Consider the following 6,228-nt stretch of genomic DNA (forward strand, 5'->3'; position numbering starts at 1 on the left):
TCAGGCTCCTGCCATCAGGGTGCTGTTGACGAGGTCGAGGAACTGCTGCGGTGTCTTGCAGCGCTCCGCGTCGACCGGCATCGGGGTGCCGTGCGTGTTCTCCAGTTCGCCGACGATGCCGAGCAGGCCGAGCGAGTCGACGCCGAGGACGTCGAAACCCGTCTCCGGCTGCTCCTTGAGCTGCTCGGGGCTGACGGTGACCCCGGCGGCCTTCTTCATCAGCGCGGCGAGTTCTTCCACGGTGATCTGGGACATGTTCTCCTCCTTTGCTTCCTCACTGCGCGGTGCCGCGTCGCAGCACCAGCGCCGAGTTCGACCCCATGAGTCCGCGGCTGAGGACCAGCGCCGTGCGCAGTTCGGCGACACGGGCGTGGCCCGTCACGAGGTCGAGGTCGTGGCAGACGTCGAAGACGTTCGGCGTCGGCGGGATCAGGCCGTGCTCCATCGCGAGCACGGCCGCCGCGGTGTCCAGCACGGGGGCCGCGCAGTACCCCCGGCCGGTCCCGGTCTTGGGCGCGGTGACCGGTACCCGGGTGCCGTGCCCGCCGAGGACGTCGGCGATGGCCAGCGCCTCGGCGCGGTCCGCCGCCGGGACCCCGAGGGCGTCGGCGAAGACGACGTCGACCTCCTCGGGGGCGCAGTCGGCCTCCCGCAGGGCCTGCCGGACGGCCTGCGCGAGGCCCTCCCGGGACTCCTCCCAGCGGGAGGCGCCGGTGAAGGTCGCCCCGTGGCCCGCCACGAAGGCCCGGATCCGGGCGCCGCGGGCGCGGGCGGTGCCCGACGCCTCCACCACGAGCATGGCGCCGCCCTCGGCCGGGACGAACCCGCAGGCGCCGTCCGTGAACGGGCGGTACGCCCGGGAGGGATCCGGCTCGCGGCTCAGTTCGTCGTAGCCGAGCTGGCAGACCATCGAGTACGGCGCGAGGGGCGCCTCGGTGGAGCCGGCCACGATCACGTCGGTGCCGCGCCGTACCGCCCGTGCCGCGTGGGCGAGGGCGTCCAGGCCGCCGGCCTCGTCGGAGGCGACGACCGAGCAGGGTCCCTTGAAGCCGCGGCGGATGGACACCTGGCCGGTGCTCGCGGCGTAGAACCAGGCGATGGACTGGTACGGCCCGACGAACCGGCTGCCCTTGCCCCACAGCTGCTGCAGTTCGCGCTGGCCGAACTCGCCGCCGCCGGACCCGGCCGCGGTGACCACGCCGATGGAGTAGGGCGCGTCGGGCACGCTGCCCGGCCCGAGCCGGGCGTCGTCCAGCGCGAAGTCGGCCGCGGCCATGGCGTAGTGCGTGAACCGGTCGGTCTGGACGAGGAAGCGCTCCTCGATCGTCGCCGCCGGGTCGAAGGCGCGGACCTCACCGGCCACCTTGAGGGGAAGGTGCTCGCAGCCCTCGCGGGTGATCCGGTCGAGGACGCTCAGGCCCTCCTGGGTGGACTTCCAGAAGGTGCCGGTGGTGGTGCCGTTGGGCGCGACCACACCGATGCCGGTGATGGCCGCGTGCCGGTCCTGCGGTTCGCTCATCGTGTCCTCACTCCCTCGGCCGGGTCAGGATCACCGCGGACTGGAAACCGCCGAACCCGCTGCCCACGGACAGCACGCTGGTCAGCTTCCGTTCGCGGGCGACACGCGGGACGTAGTCCAGGTCGCACTCGGGGTCGGGGATCTCGTAGTTCGCGGTCGGCGGGACGACCTGCTTGACGAGGGCCAGCACACAGGCGACCAGCTCGATGGCGCCGATCGCCCCGAGGGAGTGCCCCACCATGGACTTGATGGAGCTCATCGGGGTGTCGTAGGCGTGGTGGCCGAGCGCCCGCTTCACGGCCGCCGTCTCGTGGCGGTCGTTCTGCCGGGTGCCGGAGCCGTGCGCGTTGACGTAGTCGATCGCCGTGGGGTCGAGCCGCGCCTGGTCGAGGGCGGTGTCGATGGCACGCGCCATCTCCAGTCCCTCCTTGGTCAGGCCGGTCATGTGGTAGGCGTTGCCGAAGGTGGCGTAGCCGCCGAACTCGCAGTACACGTGGGCACCGCGGGCCCGGGCGTGCTCCAGTTCCTCCAGGACGAGCACCGCGCCGCCCTCGCCCATGACGAAGCCGTCACGGTTGTTGTCGAAGGGCCGGGAGGCGTGCGCGGGGTCGTCGTTGTTCGGGGACGTGGCCTTGATCGCGTCGAAGCAGGCCATGGTGATCGGGGAGATCGGCGAGTCCGACGCCCCGGCGATGCATATGTCGGCCCGGCCCTCCTGGACGGTGTGGAAGGCGTACCCGACGGCGTCCAGACCGGAGGTGCAGCCGGTGGAGACGGTCTGCACCGGACCCTGTGCGCCGAAACGTTCCGCCACCGCGGAGGCCACGGTGCTCGGCGAGAACGCCCGGTGCAGCTGCGGCTCCGCCTCGGTGTGGTCGACGTCCCAGCGCCGGCCGCGGTGGCTGACCAGGACGTAGTCGTGCTCCAGCCGGGTGGTGCCGCCGACGGCGGTGCCCAGGGAGACACCGACCCGCCAGGGGTCCTCCCGGGCGAGGTCGAGACCGGAGTCCCGTACCGCCTCCTCGCCGGCGACCAGGGCGAACTGTATGTACCGGTCCGCCCCCTGGACCTGCTCGGCGTCCAGGCCGTGTGCGGCGGGGTCGAAGTCGCACTCGGCGGCGATCCGGGACCGCAGCCCGGTCGGGTCGAAGAACGTGATGCCCCGCGTCGCGGTACGGCCCTCGGCGAGCAGCTCCCAGAACGCCGGTACGCCGATCCCGCCCGGTGCCACGACGCCTATGCCGGTGACCGCCACGCGCCGGCTCATGAGCGGACCTGCGCCCGGTCGGCCGGCGCGGCGGCGGCGGTTTCCGTCCCCTCGGTGTCGACGTGGCCGAGGGCCGGCCGGGGGGCCAGCGGACCCAGGTGGAAGACGATCCGCGCCTCCACGTTGCCCACGTTGCGGAACCGGTGGCGCATGTTCATGGGGATCATCAGCCCCTGCTCGGGCCGCAGCGGGTGCGGCTCGCCGTCCAGGTCCACCTCCAGCTGGCCGCAGACGACGTAGACGAACTCCTCGGAGTAGGGGTGGTAGTGCTCCCCGATGCGGTCGCCGGGCTGCACGATGGCCACGCCCATGAAACCGCTGGTGGAGCCCACCGTCGCCGGGGTGAGCATGGCGCGCAGATCGCCGCCGCGCCGGGTGTTGGGCTCGACCTCGCTGAGGTCCACGATCTTCGGAAGGGGTTTGATCACGGCGTTCCTCCGTTGGTGTGCTGGGCCTGCCGGGTCAGGCGTCGGGCGAGCGGCGGTCGGTGACGAGGTCCATGCCTACGGGCTCCCCGTCCAGCAGGCTGCCGAGCGCGGCCTGCCGACCGGACTCCGACAGCAGGGCCCGGGCGCCCGGGCCGGGGCGTACGTCGACCAGCCGGACGACGACGTCGTCGCGCTGGAAGATCGTGCTGCGCAGGACCGGGCTGTCCGGGTCCTCCGCCGCCGCCTCGTCCTGCTGGGCCAGCAGTTCCGCCAGCCGCATCCCGCAGTCCGGCCGGGCCGGGTAGTACAGCGCCTGCCGCTCGCCCTCGGTGAGTTCGTCCGCGGTGACGTGGTGCACGGCCGGCAGCGCCGCCCGGGTGAAGAACACCCGCGCGGACTCCTGGTCGTTGAGGTCCCGCTCCTGCTCCAGATAGGGGTTGATGGCCTCCTCGACGGCCCGCACCTCGGGCTGCCGGGCGACGTGGCGCAGCGCCGCGAGCAGGTCGCCACGCACCTCGATGGCCCGCACGACCCGGTTGCCGTGCATGAACAGGGAGGTACGGCACAGCCGGGTCGTCTCGTCGACCCGCGCCTGGGGCGAGGCGTAGTCGGAGAGGATCCTCTTGACCTCCCGCTCGCTGCCCGGCTTGACCGTGAAGGTCAGCGCGTGCCGGATCACGCCGTCGCCGATCCGCGGCGAGGCCTGGAGCCGGCGCCGCGACGCGGCCCCGGCCGGCTCGCCGCCGGTCTCGCGGACGATGTGGAACCTGAGCGACCGGGTGTCCCGGACGCAGCTGTGCAGCGGTTCCACCATCCGCACGTGCTCCTCGCTGTTCACCCAGGTCAGGAACGGCGGGGCGCTCTCCCACTCGCTGGTGATGAGCCATTGGGAGGGATTCTCGATCGACTGGCACAGCTGGTCGCTGACGTGGCCGGGCACCTGCGCCACCTGGTTGCACAGTTGCTCGTAGGCCTCCAGGAACTGCTGCTGGGCGCCGTCGTTGACGTCCACGAGCAGGACGACCCGGAGACGGGAGCCGTCGAACACGGACTGGGAGACCCTCTTCGACACCTCGCGCGTCGACTGGTCCGAGATCTTTTCCGACAAGGTGGTCATGCTGCGCATCTCCTTCACGGGGGCAGAGGCGAACGCCGGCCGCCGATGACGCGACGTCAGCGCTTCTTGATCCTGTGCCGCTTCCCGCGGTGCGCGCGACTCGCGTGAACCACGTGGGTGATTGAGCACGCGAAAACCGTCCCAGCGGGCACAGAAACTGCGACGCGCCTCACATCCCGACCCTGCCTCTGGAGACTCGATGCAGCACAAAGCCGATCACCGGGTGCCCGTCCTCGTCGTGGGCGGCTCCCTGGTGGGCCTGTCCCTCTCCCTCTTCCTGGGCCGCCTCGGCGTACCGCACATGCTCGTCGAGCGGCACTCCGGAACCTCGATCCATCCGCGTGGCCGCGGCAACAACCTGCGCACGATGGAGCTGTTCCGGGTGGCCGGCGTCGAGCCGGACATCAAGACGGCGGCCTCGCTCCTCGCCGCCAACCACGGCATCCTCCAGACGCCGACGCTGGTCGGCGACGCCGGCGAATGGCTGTTCAGAGAGATCGACCCGGGCGGCGGACTGGCGAAGTTCAGCCCCACGACGTGGTGCCTGTGCAGCCAGAACGACCTCGAACCGGTGCTGCTGAAGGGGGCCCGCGCCCTCGGCGGCGACCTGCGCTACTTCCACGAACTGGAGGCCTTCGAACAGGACCCCGAAGGAGTGACGGCGTTCGTCCGGGACCGTGACAGCGACGCGCTGTACACCGTCCGGGCGGACTACCTGATCGCGTGCGACGGCCCGCGCAGCCCCATCCGGAACCGGCTCGGCATCGGACAGAGCGGGCCGGGTGACCTGTTCGCCAACGTGAGCGTCACCTTCCGCTCCAAGCTGCTCGCCGAGACGGTCGGCGACCGGCACTTCATCTGCTGCTACCTCACGAACCCCGAGGCCGACGGCGCCCTGCTGCCCGTCGACAACAAGGAGCACTGGGTCTTCCACGCCCCCTGGCACCCGGAGCACGGCGAGACGCTGGAGGAGTTCACCGAGGAGCGGCTCCAGCGGCACATCCGGCTGGCCGTCGGCGTCCCCGACCTCGACGTCGAGATCACCGGCAAGGCGTCCTGGCGCGCCGCGGAACGCGTCGCCGAGCGGTACACGGCCGGACGGGTGCTGCTCGCCGGCGACTCCGCCCACGAGATGTCCCCGACCGGCGCCTTCGGCTCCAACACCGGCATCCAGGACGCCCACAACCTGGCCTGGAAGCTGGCCGCCGTGCTCGACGGCTGGGCCGGACCGGACCTGCTGGAGACCTACGACACCGAGCGCCGGCCCGTCGCCATGGCCACCAGCGCGCGCGCCTCGGCCCGCTCGGTGGAGCACAGCCACCCCGGCTTCGCGCCCACGCCCGGCGTCGGCGGCGGGCCGCGCAGCGGCATCCTCCCGGTGGTCCTGTGCTACCGCTACCTGGAGGGCGCCGTCCTGGACGCCGACCCCGCCCATCCGGTCGTACCCGACGCGGTGCGGCTGACCGGGGACCCGGGCAGCCGGTCCCCGCATCTGTGGCTGCGCCGCGCGGGCGCCCGGCTCTCCACGGTCGACCTCTACGAGCGGTCCATGGTGCTGCTCTGCGACGCCGGGTCGGCGGCGGGTGCCGCCTGGCACGCGGCCGCCCGGCGCATCGCCGGCACGGACGGCGTACGGCTGGAGGCGTACCGGATCGGCGCGGGTGCGGACGCCGACCTGACGTACGACGGCGAGGGACCCGGCGGCGGCACCGACTGGGCCGCGGCGCACGGCACGACCGCGGACGGGGCGGTGCTGGTACGGCCGGACGGGTTCGTGGCCTGGCGCGCGGCCGGCGCGGTGGCGGATCCGGAGGCGGAGCTGCGGAGGGTGCTGGCGGCGGTTCTGCGGAGGGGCTGAGCACAGGAGTGAGCCCCCGGTGGCCGTCGGCCACCGGGG

At 72.5% G+C, this 6,228-nt stretch carries 6 protein-coding genes; 1 reads left to right on the forward strand and 5 read right to left on the reverse strand.

The genetic code is table 11. The annotated features are described in order from the left end of the window. From ABZ923_RS27595 to ABZ923_RS27615, 5 genes are read right to left on the reverse strand one after another with little or no spacing between them, the layout of a single operon-like run. Positions 1 to 255: an acyl carrier protein gene (locus ABZ923_RS27595; RefSeq protein ID WP_361476545.1), complete on the reverse strand. Its 255-nt coding sequence runs from the start codon at positions 253 to 255 to the stop codon at positions 1 to 3. A 19-nt stretch (positions 256 to 274) separates the two neighbouring features. Next, a complete protein-coding gene (locus tag ABZ923_RS27600) occupies positions 275 to 1,519 on the reverse strand; it encodes a beta-ketoacyl synthase N-terminal-like domain-containing protein (RefSeq protein ID WP_361476547.1) in 1,245 nt (414 codons plus the stop codon). 7 nt (positions 1,520 to 1,526) lie between these two features. After that, positions 1,527 to 2,786 carry a beta-ketoacyl-[acyl-carrier-protein] synthase family protein gene (locus ABZ923_RS27605; protein WP_361476549.1) on the reverse strand — a complete coding sequence of 420 codons (1,260 nt, stop codon included), beginning with the start codon at positions 2,784 to 2,786 and terminating at the stop codon, positions 1,527 to 1,529. After that, positions 2,783 to 3,214 (reverse strand): cupin domain-containing protein, encoded by a 432-nt coding sequence (locus tag ABZ923_RS27610; protein ID WP_361476551.1) that lies wholly within the window; start codon positions 3,212 to 3,214, stop codon positions 2,783 to 2,785. Before ABZ923_RS27610 ends, ABZ923_RS27605 begins: the two co-directional genes overlap by 4 nt. A gap of 34 nt (positions 3,215 to 3,248) precedes the next feature. Continuing rightward, complete coding sequence (locus tag ABZ923_RS27615; RefSeq protein WP_361476553.1) at positions 3,249 to 4,331, reverse strand: SchA/CurD-like domain-containing protein; 1,083 nt, start codon at positions 4,329 to 4,331, stop codon at positions 3,249 to 3,251. 199 nt (positions 4,332 to 4,530) lie between these two features. Between ABZ923_RS27615 and ABZ923_RS27620 the strand changes: the two genes are divergently transcribed. After that, the gene (locus ABZ923_RS27620; RefSeq protein WP_361476555.1) at positions 4,531 to 6,189 is read left to right on the forward strand and encodes an FAD-dependent monooxygenase; all 1,659 of its coding nucleotides are present in this window, start codon (positions 4,531 to 4,533) and stop codon (positions 6,187 to 6,189) included. The last annotated feature ends 39 nt before the right edge of the window (positions 6,190 to 6,228 follow it).

The sequence above is a fragment of the Streptomyces sp. NPDC046881 genome (genome assembly GCF_040645015.1).
Lineage (GTDB): Bacteria > Actinomycetota > Actinomycetes > Streptomycetales > Streptomycetaceae > Streptomyces.